We start from the raw sequence: 15,178 nt of genomic DNA on the forward strand, positions 1-15,178 counted from the left end.
TCAGAGCTTTTCGGTTTCGCCGGCCCGCGGCTGCCACTTCATCAAGCGCTTTTCGACGATGGTGACCACGCCGTCCAGCACCAGCGCGAACACGGTCAGCACGACGATGCCGGCGAATACGGTGTTCACGTCCAACGTGCCTTCCGCCTGCAGGATGAGATACCCCACCCCGCTGGCCGACCCCAGGTACTCCCCCACCACCGCGCCGACGAAGGCCAGGCCCACCGACGTGTGCAGACTGGAGAACACCCAGCTGGTGGCCGAGGGCAGATAGACATGGCGCAGCAGCTGGCGGCGGTCCGCCCCCAGCATGCGGGCGTTGTCGAGAATGGTCGTGCTGACTTCCCGCACGCCCTGGTAGACGTTGAAGAAAACGATGAAAAACACCAGCGTGACGGCCAGCGCCACCTTGGACCAGATTCCAAGGCCGAACCACATGCCGAAAATCGGCGCGAGGATGACGCGCGGCATCGAGTTGGCCGCCTTGATATAGGGATCCAGCAGCGCGCTGGCGCCGGGCGACAGACCCAGCCACAGACCCGCGGCCAGGCCGGTGATGGTGCCGATGGCGAAGGCCAGCACGGTTTCGCTCAGCGTGATCCACAGATGGCGATAGATATCGGCATCGGTCACGAACCACGCCCAGATGCGCTGGGCCACCTGCCAGGGCTCGCCGAAGAAAAAGGCGACATTCTGGCTGCGCGACGCGACATGCCAGATCAGGATCAGGATGACCAGCAGCAGCACTTGCCACAGCCGCAGGAAATTGGAACCGGTTTTCATCATGGACTGCACGGGCCTTGTACGTTAGGGCCAGTAAAACTAAACCCGCTTCTGCTGGGCATAGCCCTTGAGGACTTCCTCGCGCAGCACGCTCCAGATGGCGGCGTGCAGTTCGACGAAGCGCGGATGCGTGCGCACTTCCGCCACGTCGCGCGGACGGGGAAGATCGATGGCGAACTCGCCGATGGGATGCGTCGCCGGACCGGCGGACAGCACCACGACGCGGTCGCTCATCGCAATGGCCTCGTCCAGGTCGTGCGTGATGAACAGCACGGCCTTGCGCTTGGCCATCCACAGATCCAGGACCTCGTTTTCCATCAGCTGGCGCGTCTGGATATCCAGGGCCGAGAACGGCTCGTCCATCAGGATGATGTCGGGATCGCGGATCAGCGTCTGCGCGAGCATCACGCGCTTGCGCATGCCGCCTGACATCTGGTGCGGATAGCGGTGCTCGGATCCGCCCAGGCCCACGCGGCGCAGCCATTCGCGGCCCCGCTCGTCGGCTTCGCGCGCCGACACGCGGGCGAATTGCAGGCCCGCCGTGACGTTGTCCAGCGCGCTGCGCCAGGGCATCAGGGCCTCGCCCTGGAACATGTAGCCTGCGCGCCGGTTGATGCCGGAAAGCGGCTCGCCGAATACGCGCACCTGCCCGGACGAGGGCTTGAGCAGCCCCGCCCCGACATTCAGCAGCGTGGACTTGCCGCAGCCCGTCGGGCCCACGACCGATACGAATTCGCCGGGCGCGATGGCCAGGCTGGCCTTTTGCACGGCGGTGTAGCGCTGCCCGCCTTCCCGGGAGACGAAGGTGCAGGTGATGTCTTCGAGTGCAAGTGCCGCGTCAGCCATTCGGATACTTCTGGTTGGCGCGTTTGACGAACTCGTTGGTCCAGATCTTGGACGGGTCGACCTTCTTCGGGTCGAAGTCGGGCAGGAACGCGGCAAGCGCCTTCACCGCCGTTTCCGCGCCGTCTTCCGGAATCATGCCGTCCGGCGAGAAGCCTTCGAGGCTGGCCTTCAGCGACGCCTTGTATACCTCCGGCTCGCCGAGCAGATATTGCTTGGGCACCGCGTTGGCGATGGCGTCCAGGTTGTCGCGCTGCGCCTGGATCCACTTGTCGGCGCGCACGATGGCATTGGTCAGCGCCTGCACCGTGTTCGGATTGGCGTCGATATAGGCTTGCGAGCAGTACAGGCAACCGGCCGGCATATTGCCGCCGAAAATTTCCTTGGTGTCCTTGAGGGTGCGCGTGTCGGCGATGATTTTCAGATCGCCCGAGTGCTCCAGCGCCGTCACGACCGGGTCGGTATTCGAAATGGCGTCGATCTGGCCGCTGCGCAGCGCCGTAATGGCCCCGGCGCCCGCGCCCACCCCGATGATGGAGACGTCCGAAGGCTTCAGGCCATGCTTGGCAAGGAAAAAGTTCACCACCATGTTGGTGGACGATCCGGGCGCCGTGACGCCGATCTTCTTGCCCTTGAGATCCGCCGGCGACTTGTAGTTCGGCATGTTCTTGGCCGACACGCCGAAACCGATCATGGGCGCGCGGCCCTGCAGCACGAAGTCCCGGTAGAACTGGCCCTTGGTCTGCAGATTGAGCGCATGCTCGAACGCGCCGGACACCACATCGGCGCTGCCGCCCACCACGGCCTGCAGCGCCTTGGCGCCGCCGGCGAAGTCAGCGATGCTGACGTCCAGCCCTTCGTCCTTGAAGTAGCCGCGCACTTCCGCGATGGTCAAGGGCAGGTAGTAGACCAGCGCCTTGCCGCCGACGGCGATGGCCACTTCTTTCTTTTCGAGTTTCTGAGCCCGCACGATGGCGGGAGCCAGGCCCAGGGCGCCGGCCGCGCCGGCGAGCTTGAGCCATTCACGTCGAGTCACGGACATGGTTTGTCTCCGCAATGATGGTTTTATATTCCGATGGCGCCGCTGGCGGCCAGCTCGGCAATTGCCGCAGCATCATACCCCAGGGATTTCAACACTTCCTCGGTATGTTCCCCTAAGCGCGGGCCGAGCCATCGCGTGCCGCCCGGGGTTTCGGACAGCTTGGGCGTGACCGCCGGCAGCTTCACCGGGGTGCCGTCGGCGAAGCGGTGCTGCTCGATCATGCCCCGCGCGATGAATTGCGGATCGCGGAACATGTCGGCCACGCTGTAGATCTTGCCCACGGGCACGTCGGCGCGCTGCAGCGTTTCCAGCGCGCTGTCGATGGTCTGGCCATCGCACCATGCCTGGATGGCGCCGTCGATCTCCTCCACGCGTTTCGCGCGCCCGTCGTTGCGCGCCAGCGAGGGATCATGGGCCAGGTCCTCGCGGCCGATGGCGATCATCAGCCGGTGGAAGATCGCATCGCCATTGCCGGCAATGACGATGTTCTGCCCGTCGCCGGTGGTGTACGTGTTGGACGGCACGATGCCCGGCAAGGCGCCGCCCGTGCGCTCCCGCACCACGCCGGCCACGTCGTACTCCGGCACCAGACTTTCCATCATGTTGAAGACGGCTTCGTACAGCGCCACGTCCACCATCTGGCCCTGCCCGCCCGATACGCCGTTCCAGCGCCCGCCGGTGGCGTCGCGGTGCCGCAGCGCCATCATGGCGCCGATCACGCCATGCAGCGCGGCGATGGAATCGCCAATGGAGATGCCCACGCGCACGGGCGGCCGGTCGGGATGGCCCGACACATAGCGCAACCCGCCCATCGATTCCCCGATGGCGCCAAAGCCCGGCCGGTCGCGCAGCGGGCCGGTCTGCCCGTATCCCGACAGGCGCACCATGATGGTGGCGGGATTGCGGGCGCGCAGCTGTTCATAGCCCAGGCCCCACTTCTCCAGGACGCCGGGACGGTAGTTTTCGATGATGACGTCGGCGTCCAGCGCCAGCTGCAACGCGATCTCGCGGGCGCGCGGATCCTTCAGATTGAGCGCGACGGAGCGCTTGTTGCGGGCCTGTACCGTCCACCACAGCGAATTGCCCTCGTGCAGGTGACGCCAGGTGCGGATCGGATCGCCGCCGCCCTTGCCGTCCGGGCCGTTGGGCGTTTCGACCTTGATGACGTCGGCCCCGAATTCGCCGAACAGGCGGGCCGCGAATGGGCCCGCGATCAGCGTGCCGAGCTCAAGCACTTTCAATCCGGCCAAGGCCGACATGGCGATGTCTCCTTATCTGTTTATTCGGGCGAACGGCCATCGCCATGGCCGTTGCCATCGTGCCGCCGCGGCGCGTGGCGGCCGCGGTGCCGGCTTACGCGGACTTGCGCTCCATCAGCGCCCAGGCGATCGTGCCTGCATCCACGTATTCCAGCTCGCTGCCCGCCGGCACGCCGCGCGCCAGTCGGGTAACGGACAAGCCGCGCTCGCGCAGCGACTCGCTGAGGAAGTGCGCCGTGGTTTCGCCTTCGGCCGTGAAGTTCGTCGCCAGAATCACCTCGGTCACCACGCCATCCGTTGCGCGCGCCAGCAACCGCTCGAAATCCAGCTCGCGTGGTCCGATGCCTTCCAGCGGCGCAACCCGTCCCATCAACACGTAGTACAGGCCGCGATACCCGTGACTGGACTCGATCATGTTCTGGTCCGCGGGCGTTTCGACGATGCACAACAGCGTGGGGTCGCGCTTGGGGTTGGCACAAGTCGCGCAGATTTCGTTTTCGGTGAAGCTGTTGCAGCGACTGCAGTGACGCAGGTTGTGCACCGCCGAGGCCAACGCGTCGCCCAACTGCTCGGCGCCGCGCGGATCGTGCTGCAACAGGTGATAGGCCATGCGGCGCGCGGATCGCACGCCCACGCCGGGCAAGCGCCGCAGCGCCTCGATCAGGGCGCGCAGCGGTTCGGGTTCGGGAAGCGAAGGTTCCATGGAGCCAGCGGGAACGGGCGCACGGCGGGACGATGCCCGCGGCGCGCGCCCGCGCGCCGCATCATCAGAAGGGGAACTTCATCCCCGGGGGCAGCGGCATGCCGGCGGTCACGGACGCCATCTTCTCCTGCGTGGTGGCTTCCGCCTTGCGCAGGGCATCGTTGAAAGCGGCAGCGACCAGATCTTCGAGCATGTCCTTGTCGTCGCTCAGCAGCGATGGATCGATGGCGACGCGCTTGACGTCGTGGCGGCACGACATGGTGACCTTCACCAGGCCGCCGCCCGCGGCGCCTTCGACCAGGATGTCGGCCAGCGCCTCCTGCGCCTTCTTCATGTTTTCCTGCATCTGCTGGGCTTGACGCATCAGCCCGGCCAATTGTCCTTTCATCATGATGGGAACACCCTAGGTTCGGATTGGAGAAAAGTATCGGCGTGCCGCTCAGCGGGCCTGCGCCGACGGCGGATCGACGTGACGAATGGAGCCAGGAACCACCCTGCCGCCAAAATCCGTCAGGAGCGCCTGCACGAAAGGATCCGCCTCGACCGCGGCCTCGGCCGCGCGTTGCCGCTCGGCGCGTTCCTGCTGCGCCACGGCGTGGGCCGTGGCATCGCCCGTGGCGCCAACCATCACCTCCAGCCGCAGGCTCTGGCCGAAGTGCTCGCAGAGCACCGTCTGCAGACGCACCCGGCTGGCGCTGTCCGCCAGCGTCTTGACCGCCACGCGCAGCACAATGGTATCGCCCTGCACGCCCTGCCACTCGCTCTGGCGAGCCAGCTCCGCGGCCAGGCCCGTCACGGGCAGGCTCGCGGCCAGTTGCGGCCACGCCGCCGGGGACATATCGGACAGACGCGGCGCCCGCTTGGAACGCCGGGATGACGCGGCGGGGGCAGCGACGCGGCGCACCGCCATGGCCGGCGCCGCGGCAGCGTCCCCCGCCACCGTTTCGAAATCTTCATCGTCGGGGCTGGCGATGAAGCCATCCTCACTGGCCTCGGCAGGCGGCAGGTAACCGCCCTCGGCGTCGTCGGGAATGACTTCGTCGACCCAGGCCGGCGGCCCGTCCGGATCGGGCGATGCGGCGGCTGCAGCGGGCGGCGCCTGCGTGGGCGCCGGTGCGGAAGCGGCTGCGGGCGCGGCTGCAGACGCGGGCGCCGATGCGGGAGCGGCTGCAGACGCGGGCGTCGGTGCGGGTGCGGCTGCGGGTGCGGCTGCAGAAGCGGGCGCCGGTGATCGGTCCGCTGGCGATGCGGCCTGCGTTCCCGACCGGGCTGCGGGCTCGGTCGGGACGGGCGGATCCGGCTGAACCGGCGGGAACGCGTCCTGGACGAACGCATTGGGCTGCGCGTGGGCTTCGGCCCCGCCCGATGTGCCGGCGGCTGAAGGCGCTTCGTCCGTCTTCCGGTGCGCGGCGGCAGGGGCGTCTTCCCAGGGCGCCACACCGGCGCTTGCCGCACGGTTCGCAGCCTGGGTTGAGGCGGGCGCGGTTGGAGCGGACGCGGTTGGAGCGGATGGGCTTGACCCGGCCGCAGCCGGACCCGACGAGCTTGCACCGGACGTGCTCGAGGACGATGTGGCGGATGATTCAGTGCCGGGCCGCTGCGAAGCCGCGGAAATCTGCGCGGAAGCGGGAGAGGCGGCCGGCGAGCCGGAAGTTTCCGGAACATCACGAGCACCGGCCGGCTCGGACGACGCATCAGCCCGCACAGCGGACACCTGAGGCGCAGCGCCAACGGGCGCTGGCGACGAAGGCGCCGCCCCGAACGAAGGCACAGGAACGGCGGCACTCGCCGATTGCGTATCGGCTGGCGCGTCTGCGGCCGCTGCAGCGGCCGCGCCTGCAGCCCCCGCCACTTCGGCCGGCGCCTGAGCCGCGCTGGCCACACTCGTCGGAACAGGCCCCGCCGGCAGGCTTTGCGGTCCCGCATCGCCATGCAGGGACAGCATCCGCAGGCAGGCCATCACGAAACCTGCATATTCGTCGGGTGCCAGCGCCAGTTCGCCGCGGCTGTGCACGGCCACCGAATAGAAAAGCTGCACCGCATCGGGATGCAGCGATCGCGCCAGCCGCGCAATATCTGCCGCCAGCGGATCGTCAGACGGCGTCACGCCCGCCACGCGCTGCTCGATAGCCACGCGCGACAGCAGGCCGGCCAGGTCGGCCAGTGCGCCGCTGTACGACAAACCCCGCGTCGCGAGCTCGTCGGCCACTGCCAATACCGCGCGCGCCTCGCCCGCGGACAATGCGTCCAAAAGGCGCACCAGATGCCGCTGGTCGATGGTGCCCAGCATGCCGCGCACCGCTTCCTCGGTCAGATTCCCCGCGCTGTACGCAATCGCCTGATCCGTCAGAGAAAGCGCGTCGCGCATCGATCCCGCCGCGGCCTGAGCGATCAGGCGCAAAGCGGGCACCTCGAAGTCCAGCTGTTCCTCGCCCAGCACGTGCCGCAGATGCCCCACGATGGCGTCCGGCGGCATCTGCTTCAGGTTGAATTGCAGGCAGCGCGACAGCACGGTGACGGGAATCTTCTGCGGGTCGGTCGTCGCCAGGATGAACTTGACGTGCGGCGGCGGCTCTTCCAGCGTCTTCAACATGGCGTTGAAGGCGTGTCCGGTGAGCATGTGCACTTCGTCGATCATGTAGACCTTGAAGCGGCCCGCCCCCGGCGCGTACACCGCCTGCTCCAGCAGCTGCGTCATCTCGTCGACACCCCGATTCGACGCCGCGTCCAGCTCCAGGTAATCCACGAAGCGGCCGGCATCGATCTCCGTGCAGGCGCGGCACACGCCGCAGGGCCTGGAGGTGATGCCCGTCTCGCAATTGAGCGATTTGGCCAGGATGCGCGACAGCGTGGTCTTGCCCACGCCCCGCGTGCCGGTGAACAGCCACGCATGGTGCAGCCGCTGGGTGTCCAGCGCGTGCGTCAGGGCGCGCACCACGTGATCCTGTCCGACCAGGGTGTCGAACGAGCGGGGCCGCCACTTGCGGGCCAGTACGAGGTAAGTCATGGGCGGATTGTAGAGCCTGCCGGGGCGCAAAAAAGAAAGGACGGAAGGCGCTGGCGCCTGCTCCGTCCTTTCGCGTATCCGGGAGGCGAGCCTTACTCCGGCACTAATCCTAAACGGCTATGGCTGCTTCGTTCCCGACCTGACCAGGTTCACCGCCGGACCATGCGAAGGGGCCCGCCAAACAGCATTCTAGCAGGTCGGAGCGTTCGGCCCCCTGGATGTTGGGATCCCGCTTTTTCGCGGATCTCGGGACGAAGCGTGCTGGTTTGCGCAACATGCAGGCGGCGCGTCCGGCAACCTCGTCCGGACGAGGGCAAGACTGGCCTCGGATCCGCCGTCTCGCCGTAGTTAACGGCGAATGCTACAAGCCGGAAACCCGCATGAATGCTAGCTTTGGCGGGTTTGCTGTAGTAGTTCTGTAGTAGTTCCCTCCGCATCGTCCCCTCTGTTTCCCTTCACGGTCAGCATGGCCAGCCGCGTCGCGCGCGGGGTAAGCGCCAGGCGATCCGGCAGCCCGCTAGCCACCGGCCGCAACCAGTGGCGCCGCGGCATGCCGGCGCCCGCCGCATGTTCCCCTGGTCGCCGATCGGAACCGGCATCCCACCGCCGGTCCGCTGGGCTGGCCAGGTCGGCATACAGTCTGCCGGCACATCTGCGCAGCCAACGCGCGCATGGACGAACGACCACGACAAAAAGGCCTCGAAAACCGCCAAATCCCGCCGTTCAGAAATTTTGGGGAGGGGTCGGGAAAAACCTAACCTCCCTAACCGAGATCAGCGGATCGGCTGGAAAGCCTTTATTCATGCGGGCTTGCGCCTTTCCGCAAAACCTAACCTTGTTCTAACCAATACCTAACCAGGTTAGATTTATGTACCCTGACTTTAAGAAAAATACAATTCCTTAAAAATCAACGGCCTGGAGTCCGGTTAGGTTTTAGGTTAGGGCCGGTTAGGTTTTAACCCTAACCATCTTATTCTTTACACTTCAAGGGCTTACGGAGGTTTTCTGGGGCCGGTTAGGCTGGTTAGATTTTTCCCGACCCATCCCCCAATCTGCGCAAGAGTTGAGCACGAAGGAAGTAAGTTGAATGACAGAGGGTGCTCCGAACTTTCCGCTACACCCTTGGTTTTACTACCCTCACCCGGTTCGAACTCCAAATATAACAACAAATGTAACAGCATCTCTAGCTGTAATGCGCATCCAAGTGGCCCCGTCTCCCCCACGGCCTTGTGTCCGCACAAGTTCTATGTGTAAATTCTGGACACATCTAGCACTACTTTGCCATGGGGATCGAAACATGGTCGGACAAATGCAATTGAGAATTTGGGACGTCGAGCACGGTGCCTGCGCTATGGTGCAGCACCTTATAGGCGCAGATAGAGGCCGTTTGGCAATGATCGACTCGGGGTGCACTCCTGACTGGCGGCCTAGCGACCACATCCGGGACGTACTCCGACGCACTACAGTCGATTATCTGTTTATTACGAATGCGGACCAAGATCACATGAGTGATTTAGCTGGCTTGAGGCGCGCTGGCATATCGGTCGATACCTTGATTAGAAATCCGCATCCGCCCACAGATGCTCTTCGCGAGATCAAGCAAAACAACGGTACCCCGACTGACGACATCGAAGAATTCCTGTCCATGCATGGAAGATACACCGCCCCTCCGCCGCTGCGTTTCAATGAGGGGATGCGCGGCATCACAGCTGCGTGCTACTACAACAGCTATCCGGACTTCGAGAACACGAACGATCTAAGCTTGGCTGCATTTATCAAGTACGGCAATTTTTCTATCCTTTTTCCTGGCGACCTTGAAGTGCCCGGCTGGAAAGCGCTTTTGGAACGACCAGACTTCCGAGCCGAGCTGGCTGGCGTCACCATACTGGTCGCCTCCCACCACGGCCGCGAAAATGGCTACTGTGAAGAAGTCTTTGATTACTGCAAGCCCATGGCGATCGTTATGTCGGATAAAGCAATCCATCATGATACGCAGCGGATGACGCAGACATATCGGCAGCGTGTGATAGACAACTACCCAGACGGGGTCTACGTCGCCAACACTGAAAAGCGCCGCCATGTCCTTACAACGCGGCGGGATGGATGGATCCAGTTTGATGTTAGCGACAGTACTTTCGCGATCACGACCGAGCGCAACTGATGAAAGACAGTTTGAAAAGCGCCAACTTGAAGCTGCTGGTATCTCTGGCTGGCTTAGACACAGCGATAACGTTTTGCCTCGCTTACCCACACATCGTGGAGGCGATATCTCTCTCACGGCTTTTGCGAGCCAGCGTTGTCCCCTTTCTACCTATTGTGGTGCTGCTACTTGTGGAGCTCGCACCGCATAACGTGAAAGCTGTGCTGGTGTTCTGGAAATTTAAGGACCCATTGCCTGGACACGCCGCCTTCACGAAGCACGGACCGTCCGATCCACGCATAGACATGAATGCCCTACAACGACACGTCGGGACTCTGCCCGTCAACCCCAAAGAACAGAATGCCACCTGGTACAAACTTTATAAAAGAGTCGAAGCGGACACCCGAGTAGTCGGGGCACATAAAGCCTACTTACTATGGCGAGACGCCACCGCGTTATCGCTGCTGCTATCAATAGCGGTGCCCTTCGCTTTATGGTGCTTCGACGCCGCGTCGTCGCTAGTAAGAGCAAGTCTTCTGCTCTTTGGCCTGCAGTACATTCTGTCGGCGCTCGCCGCACGCAACAGCGGGAACCGCTTCGTTTGCAACGTACTGGCGCTTCATGCGGCCAAGCGGATAACCGCGGCCTCCAAGGCTTAATTCTCTCCTAGACGGTTGTCTGGGCACACGGGAGATATTCGATTCGGCGGCGCCGCGAGGAGCGCGAACTGCGCGCCACCATGACTGCCAGAATGGGGCCGCGTGCTGCGTCTTTTTGCGTCGGCATCCCCCGCCCCAGAATGGATCGCCTGCCGGCGCCGGCATGGGCTGGCAGGTGACGCCGGGATGAGTCGAAAGCGACCTTTTTAGCGGGCGGGCGAGGTGGAAGGATGACCTCGCGCCAGGGGGTCGAAATGGCCCCTCGGGCACCCTGGCCGCGTGCCGCGCGTCCGCCGGAGCGCCGACTGGTCGAGCACTGGGATTGATCGGTGGATGCAGGCGGAGGCACCACTCGCGCTGCATTCGTCAGGCCATCTTCTACGCTCTATTCGCCAGTGCGATCGGAGGCCACTACACTGCCGGAAGAAAGCCGAACACCCGGAGCGCAGATATGTGCGGCCGCATCGTCCAGAAGGGAAACCTCGATGACTACCTGGAACGCGTAATACGCGCGCCCAGGGCGGACGAGATTTTCCCGCCTGACCCGGTAGGCCCCAAGTACAACGTACCCCCGGGCGTGCGTATCCTCGCCATTCACCGGCTTGGCGGGGACGGTAGCAAACAGGTTGAGCGCATCTTCTGGGGCTACAAGCCGGCTGGTGCGAAAGTCCCTCTCATGAGCAACGCACGCCTGGAAACGATCACGGCCGGCAAGTGGCCGTGGGCAGCGCTGATGAAGGCGGGCGGTCGCGTGCTGGTGCCGGCTGACGGATGGTACGAATGGAAGCGCCTGACCCCCGATCCCAAAGGGCCGAAGCAGCCGCATTTCATCCGGGCGGTGAACGACGATCCGCTCTACTTCCCTGCCCTGACCGCCTGGCGCCCGGGCAAGGAACATGGGCCGGAGCACGGCATCGCCATAGTGACGAACGACGCCAAAGGCGGCTTGATCGACGTTCACGACCGTAGGCCGATTGTCTTGGCGCCCGAATTAGCGCAAGAGTGGATGGACCCGGCAACCACGCCGCTTTGCGCCAGAGATCTGTTGATGGGCGGGCTACCCGAGGCGGCCTTTCGCTGGTATCCGGTGAAGCAGGCGGTGGGTAACTCCCGGTACGAACGGCCAGACGCAACTGACCCAACGGGCGATAACGGACCGTCTCTATTCTGAGCCGGGATGCGTCGCATATTACTGTATATCCATACAGCCCTATATGCTCTGCCATGCTGCGCTGCCTCGTCGTTCGGACTCACCACCTCGGAGAATGTTTACGAGGCAAGGACTTCGGCGCGCCGGTTGAAGGCACCGTGCGCATGTACTCGATCTACCATCAGCCGTTGCGTCGATATGTACAAATCATGACGCTCGATTCATACGACAAATTCGGCGCCACGCAACGATCAGCTATCCCCGACCTACTGGAACCACAGTTGCTGACCTTCGGTTCAGACCCGGGGGATGATGGTCGCGGGTGTCGAAGAGATCGCGGGCCAGCGCTTTTATCAAGGCTGGTGGATTCAGTGGATGGCGGAGTGCTGAGGCCTGCGCTCGGCAACACCGGAAGAGTTTGCGTCCTCGGATTCCTGCCTCAACGCAGGCCCCAGCATCACTGCGTGCGACGCGTCGTCTCGCAGTCCCCTGTTACTTGGCAGCACTATCGCCAGTCTCGACCACGTATGGCTCGAATCGAAAGGCGTCGATGCCGAGCCACGCGTTGATCGTCGTAAACACGGCCTGTAGCGGCTCTATTTCATTGCGGGCGAAGACCTGCGCGGCCGGAAGCACGGCGCCAAAGCCACCCGTATTGCCGGGCACAATACCCATGAGCTGCGGCGGCACGCGGTGCGCGGCCAGAATGTCATCGCGCGTCACATTCTTGATGTTGAAGAAGTCGTCCCGCGCGGCCACCTCGCTGATCGGAATGACCTGCACGCCATCCTTCTTTCCGTTGGGCGAATAGAGAAATAGGTTCCGGAAATTCCCCGGCCCCTTGGCGTTGCGCATGGCCTCGCGCACCTTGTCGATGTCCTCGGCGCTGTTGGCTGCGTCCGACATATACAGGATGAAGCCGGCGTGGCTGCCGTTGTTGTAGTACCGCCGCCGAAAGAGCGTCGCCGATTCGTTCAGCCACGCCGACTGCAGCGTGCTGAGATATTCCGGCAGTCCGTACACCTCCTGATTGATGTCGGGCTCCTTCAGGTGGAACACCGTCCCACGCTCCAATTCATGATCGGCGGCAATGCCCGGCACAAAGAAGAACTGCCCATCTTCCTTGCCGCGGCGCGTGTACTTCGCCGGCGCATTTCGCAGGCCCAGCACCTTACCGGTGACGCTGATGCGCTTTTCCAGATAAGCATTACCGAAGGTCAGATAATTGACCGCCAGTTCCTTGACCAGCATCGGCGTGATCAGCGGATGCGGGATGAGCGTGGAGGCCAGCACGTTGGCCTTGAAGTAGATTGCCGAGCTGTGATGTGTACTCGCTCGAAACGACTTCGCCAGCCCGTGGAAACTGATGGGCGGCTCGTACCAGCGCCCGCTGTCCAGGCACTCCACGTAATCGAGGATGTCGCGCCGGTCCAGCACCGGAATGGGATCGCCGAAGCTGAAGGCTTCGACGCCCGGGTTGTCCGCCGGCGTGGCCGGGCTCGCCACCGGCGGCATCGGCTCGCCCCGTGCGTTCAGAATCAGCGTCATTCGTATAGCTCCACAAGGCCCCGGTTCTCGCTCGTGGCGCCTTCCAGGGGTTCATAGTCCAATGCGTGCATGCAGGCCCAGGCGAAGTCTGCGTGCCCGGTGTCTTGCGCCCGGCCGGCGTCGTACGTCACCTGTCGGCCGCTCGCGGTCAGCGTCTTGCGGATCGCCATGAAGGACTGCGCGAGGTCGGTCCAGCCGGCGTCCCATTCCAGGCGCCGGTTGCGCATCACGTCGCCGGCCTTCAGCACCAGCCGCGTCTTTACTTCCGGGGAGTAGTTGATCTGCCGTGCGGCCGGGAAAAATTGCCGGACGATCTGATAGACGCCCTGCCCCATGCCGGTGGCGTCAATGGCGATGTCCACTACGTTGTAGTGTTGGGTCAATTCCTTGATGCGCTCGGCCTGTTTCGCAAAATCCATCCCCCGCCACTGATGCCGCTCCAGCAGCCGGAACTTGCCGCCCGGCGTGCGCGGCAAGGCGAGCACAGGCGACGTGCTGGAAGCTCACCGCAAAGGTCGATGGCGTCGCGGCCGGAGTAGGTCACCGCCGACCAGTTCAAGGGCCCTGACACTGACAAGCTAGACCCCGCCCGGGCGGAACGTGTGTGACCATCCCGTTACCCACTGCGCCGCGGTTTGGCTTATCGCCTTCCCGCATCATGCCTGCAACGCCTTTCGAGGTGATGCTGGCGTGCCGCAAGAAACACTAAAACGGAAAACGGAGACGAGATGCACCATCTGAAGCGGAACCTCGCAATCCTTGCTTTGGCGAGCACCACCCTGCCATGGGGAGCCATGGCGTCCGACCAAGATGCTGTCTACCCGCAGCGCCCGATTACGCTGGTGATTGGCTTCCCTCCAGGCGGAAGCACCGATGCGCTGGCTCGACTGCTTGCGCGCTATTTGGGAGAAGCACTCGGGCAAAAAATGATCGTCCAGTACAAACCTGGTGCCGGCGGCAATATCGGCGCGCAATATGCCGCGCGTGCGGCGCCAGACGGCTATACATTGTTTCTTGGAGCAAGGCCAAACACGATTCACAAAACGATGTACGGCAGCATGAAGTATGACTTCTCACGCGACTTGGTCCCAGTGGGTTTGGTCGCCACGATGCAATATGTCATGGTGAGCAGTACACACGCCCCGATCGCCACCGTGGACGACGTGGTGCGGCTCGCCCGGGCGTATCCGGGAGCCATGACATGCGCGTCTGCCGGAATGGGGACAACGACTCATCTGCTCTGTGAACTTCTGCAACAGGAACTGGACATCGACATGCAGCATGTTCCGTACAACGGCGGCGCGCAGGCGCTGACGGATGTAATTGGCGGTCGGATAGACATCTACGCCGCCAGTGTCGCCGAAGCGCTGCCGCACGTCCGGGCCGGAGCACTCAAACCCATCGCCGCTATGTCGTCCGTGCGGATACAGACTATGCCCGATGTGCCGACGCTGGAGGAATCCGGCGCGCCACAACTGTCAGGACTCGAACTGGGCAACTGGACCGGCCTTCTGGTGCCGGCTGGCACGCCTTCTCATGTGACCGCGAAACTGAACCGAACAATCAACGCGGCACTGATCGACCCGGGACTGCACGATGCAATGGCGCGGCTATCCTTTGCCCCGCCGCAGCAACCGAACACGCCGACGGCATTCAAGGAGCTGATCGCCGAAGAAACCCATCGGTGGAACCAAATCCTGCGGATGCGGAATATCAAACCGCTTCACTGATGGACCATCGTCGGACTCCGCCGTTCGGTAAATCTCCTCGACGGCTAGGCGCCTTTCGCTGTGACGGGCTTGCGGCCGGCGCAGCTACAAGGCGCGCTCCGTGTGCGCGCGAGCGTGCCGAGTCACCATAGACGGTATGCCTGCGGCGTTTCCCGTCCCGTCCCTTAGTCTTCGGCTAGAGTTGGGGCAAAAGGCGGCGGCTCGAACGACGGAGGCGATTCAGTACTATTCCCGGCGAACCGCGCCTGCCGGCGTCGTGCTCGTTCTGGTGTACGTGATTCGACGCAACACGCTGCGCGCTATTTCGTTGCGGC

General features: G+C 63.7%; 12 protein-coding genes, 1 other RNA gene and 1 pseudogene. 4 read left to right on the top strand and 10 right to left on the bottom strand.

The features are described from left to right. From CAL13_RS16200 to ffs, 8 genes are all read right to left on the bottom strand, one after another. Nucleotides 1-786, bottom strand: coding sequence for an ABC transporter permease (locus CAL13_RS16200; RefSeq protein WP_198297660.1), 786 nt, complete (start codon nucleotides 784-786; stop codon nucleotides 1-3). A gap of 36 nt (nucleotides 787-822) precedes the next feature. Then, nucleotides 823-1,629: an ABC transporter ATP-binding protein gene (locus CAL13_RS16205; protein WP_086058305.1), complete on the bottom strand. Its 807-nt coding sequence runs from the start codon at nucleotides 1,627-1,629 to the stop codon at nucleotides 823-825. Next, nucleotides 1,622-2,668, bottom strand: a complete 1,047-nt coding sequence (locus CAL13_RS16210) for an ABC transporter substrate-binding protein (protein WP_086058306.1) — start codon at nucleotides 2,666-2,668, stop codon at nucleotides 1,622-1,624. Before CAL13_RS16210 ends, CAL13_RS16205 begins: the two co-directional genes overlap by 8 nt. 23 nt (nucleotides 2,669-2,691) lie before the next feature. Beyond that, a complete protein-coding gene (locus CAL13_RS16215) occupies nucleotides 2,692-3,927 on the bottom strand; it encodes a CaiB/BaiF CoA transferase family protein (RefSeq protein WP_086072948.1) in 1,236 nt (411 codons plus the stop codon). Nucleotides 3,928-4,021: 94 nt separating this feature from the next. Beyond that, complete coding sequence (recR, locus tag CAL13_RS16220; RefSeq protein ID WP_086058308.1) at nucleotides 4,022-4,630, bottom strand: recombination mediator RecR; 609 nt, start codon at nucleotides 4,628-4,630, stop codon at nucleotides 4,022-4,024. Nucleotides 4,631-4,694: 64 nt separating this feature from the next. After that, on the bottom strand, nucleotides 4,695-5,021 hold the full coding sequence (locus CAL13_RS16225; RefSeq protein ID WP_086072949.1) for a YbaB/EbfC family nucleoid-associated protein: 327 nt from the start codon (nucleotides 5,019-5,021) through the stop codon (nucleotides 4,695-4,697). Nucleotides 5,022-5,069: 48 nt separating this feature from the next. Next, a complete protein-coding gene (gene dnaX, locus CAL13_RS16230; protein WP_086072950.1) occupies nucleotides 5,070-7,637 on the bottom strand; it encodes a DNA polymerase III subunit gamma/tau in 2,568 nt (855 codons plus the stop codon). 81 nt (nucleotides 7,638-7,718) lie between these two features. Next, an RNA gene (ffs, locus tag CAL13_RS16235) (signal recognition particle sRNA small type) lies at nucleotides 7,719-7,816 on the bottom strand. 1,325 nt (nucleotides 7,817-9,141) lie between these two features. On the opposite strand from ffs, the gene CAL13_RS16240 reads away from it, so the two are divergent. The 3 genes from CAL13_RS16240 (at nucleotide 9,142) to CAL13_RS16250 (ending at nucleotide 11,607) form a co-directional block, all read left to right on the top strand. Next, on the top strand, nucleotides 9,142-9,798 hold the full coding sequence (locus tag CAL13_RS16240; protein WP_232467678.1) for a hypothetical protein: 657 nt from the start codon (nucleotides 9,142-9,144) through the stop codon (nucleotides 9,796-9,798). Continuing rightward, nucleotides 9,798-10,436 (top strand): hypothetical protein, encoded by a 639-nt coding sequence (locus CAL13_RS16245; protein ID WP_086072952.1) that lies wholly within the window; start codon nucleotides 9,798-9,800, stop codon nucleotides 10,434-10,436. Before CAL13_RS16240 ends, CAL13_RS16245 begins: the two co-directional genes overlap by 1 nt. A 451-nt stretch (nucleotides 10,437-10,887) precedes the next feature. After that, nucleotides 10,888-11,607, top strand: coding sequence for an SOS response-associated peptidase (locus CAL13_RS16250; protein WP_086072953.1), 720 nt, complete (start codon nucleotides 10,888-10,890; stop codon nucleotides 11,605-11,607). 471 nt (nucleotides 11,608-12,078) lie between these two features. Here CAL13_RS16250 and CAL13_RS16260 read toward each other — a convergent pair whose 3' ends face one another. Both CAL13_RS16260 and CAL13_RS16265 read right to left on the bottom strand, forming a co-directional pair. After that, a complete protein-coding gene (locus tag CAL13_RS16260) occupies nucleotides 12,079-13,134 on the bottom strand; it encodes a phage portal protein (RefSeq protein WP_086072954.1) in 1,056 nt (351 codons plus the stop codon). Beyond that, nucleotides 13,131-13,619: pseudogene (locus tag CAL13_RS16265) on the bottom strand (phage terminase large subunit family protein); the annotation flags it as partial. The pseudogene CAL13_RS16265 and the gene CAL13_RS16260, both read right to left, overlap by 4 nt. 243 nt (nucleotides 13,620-13,862) lie before the next feature. On the opposite strand from CAL13_RS16265, the gene CAL13_RS16270 reads away from it, so the two are divergent. Continuing rightward, nucleotides 13,863-14,864, top strand: coding sequence for a Bug family tripartite tricarboxylate transporter substrate binding protein (locus CAL13_RS16270; protein WP_086072956.1), 1,002 nt, complete (start codon nucleotides 13,863-13,865; stop codon nucleotides 14,862-14,864). The last annotated feature ends 314 nt before the right edge of the window (nucleotides 14,865-15,178 follow it).

The sequence above is a fragment of the Bordetella genomosp. 9 genome (assembly GCF_002119725.1).
Classification (GTDB): domain Bacteria; phylum Pseudomonadota; class Gammaproteobacteria; order Burkholderiales; family Burkholderiaceae_B; genus Bordetella_C.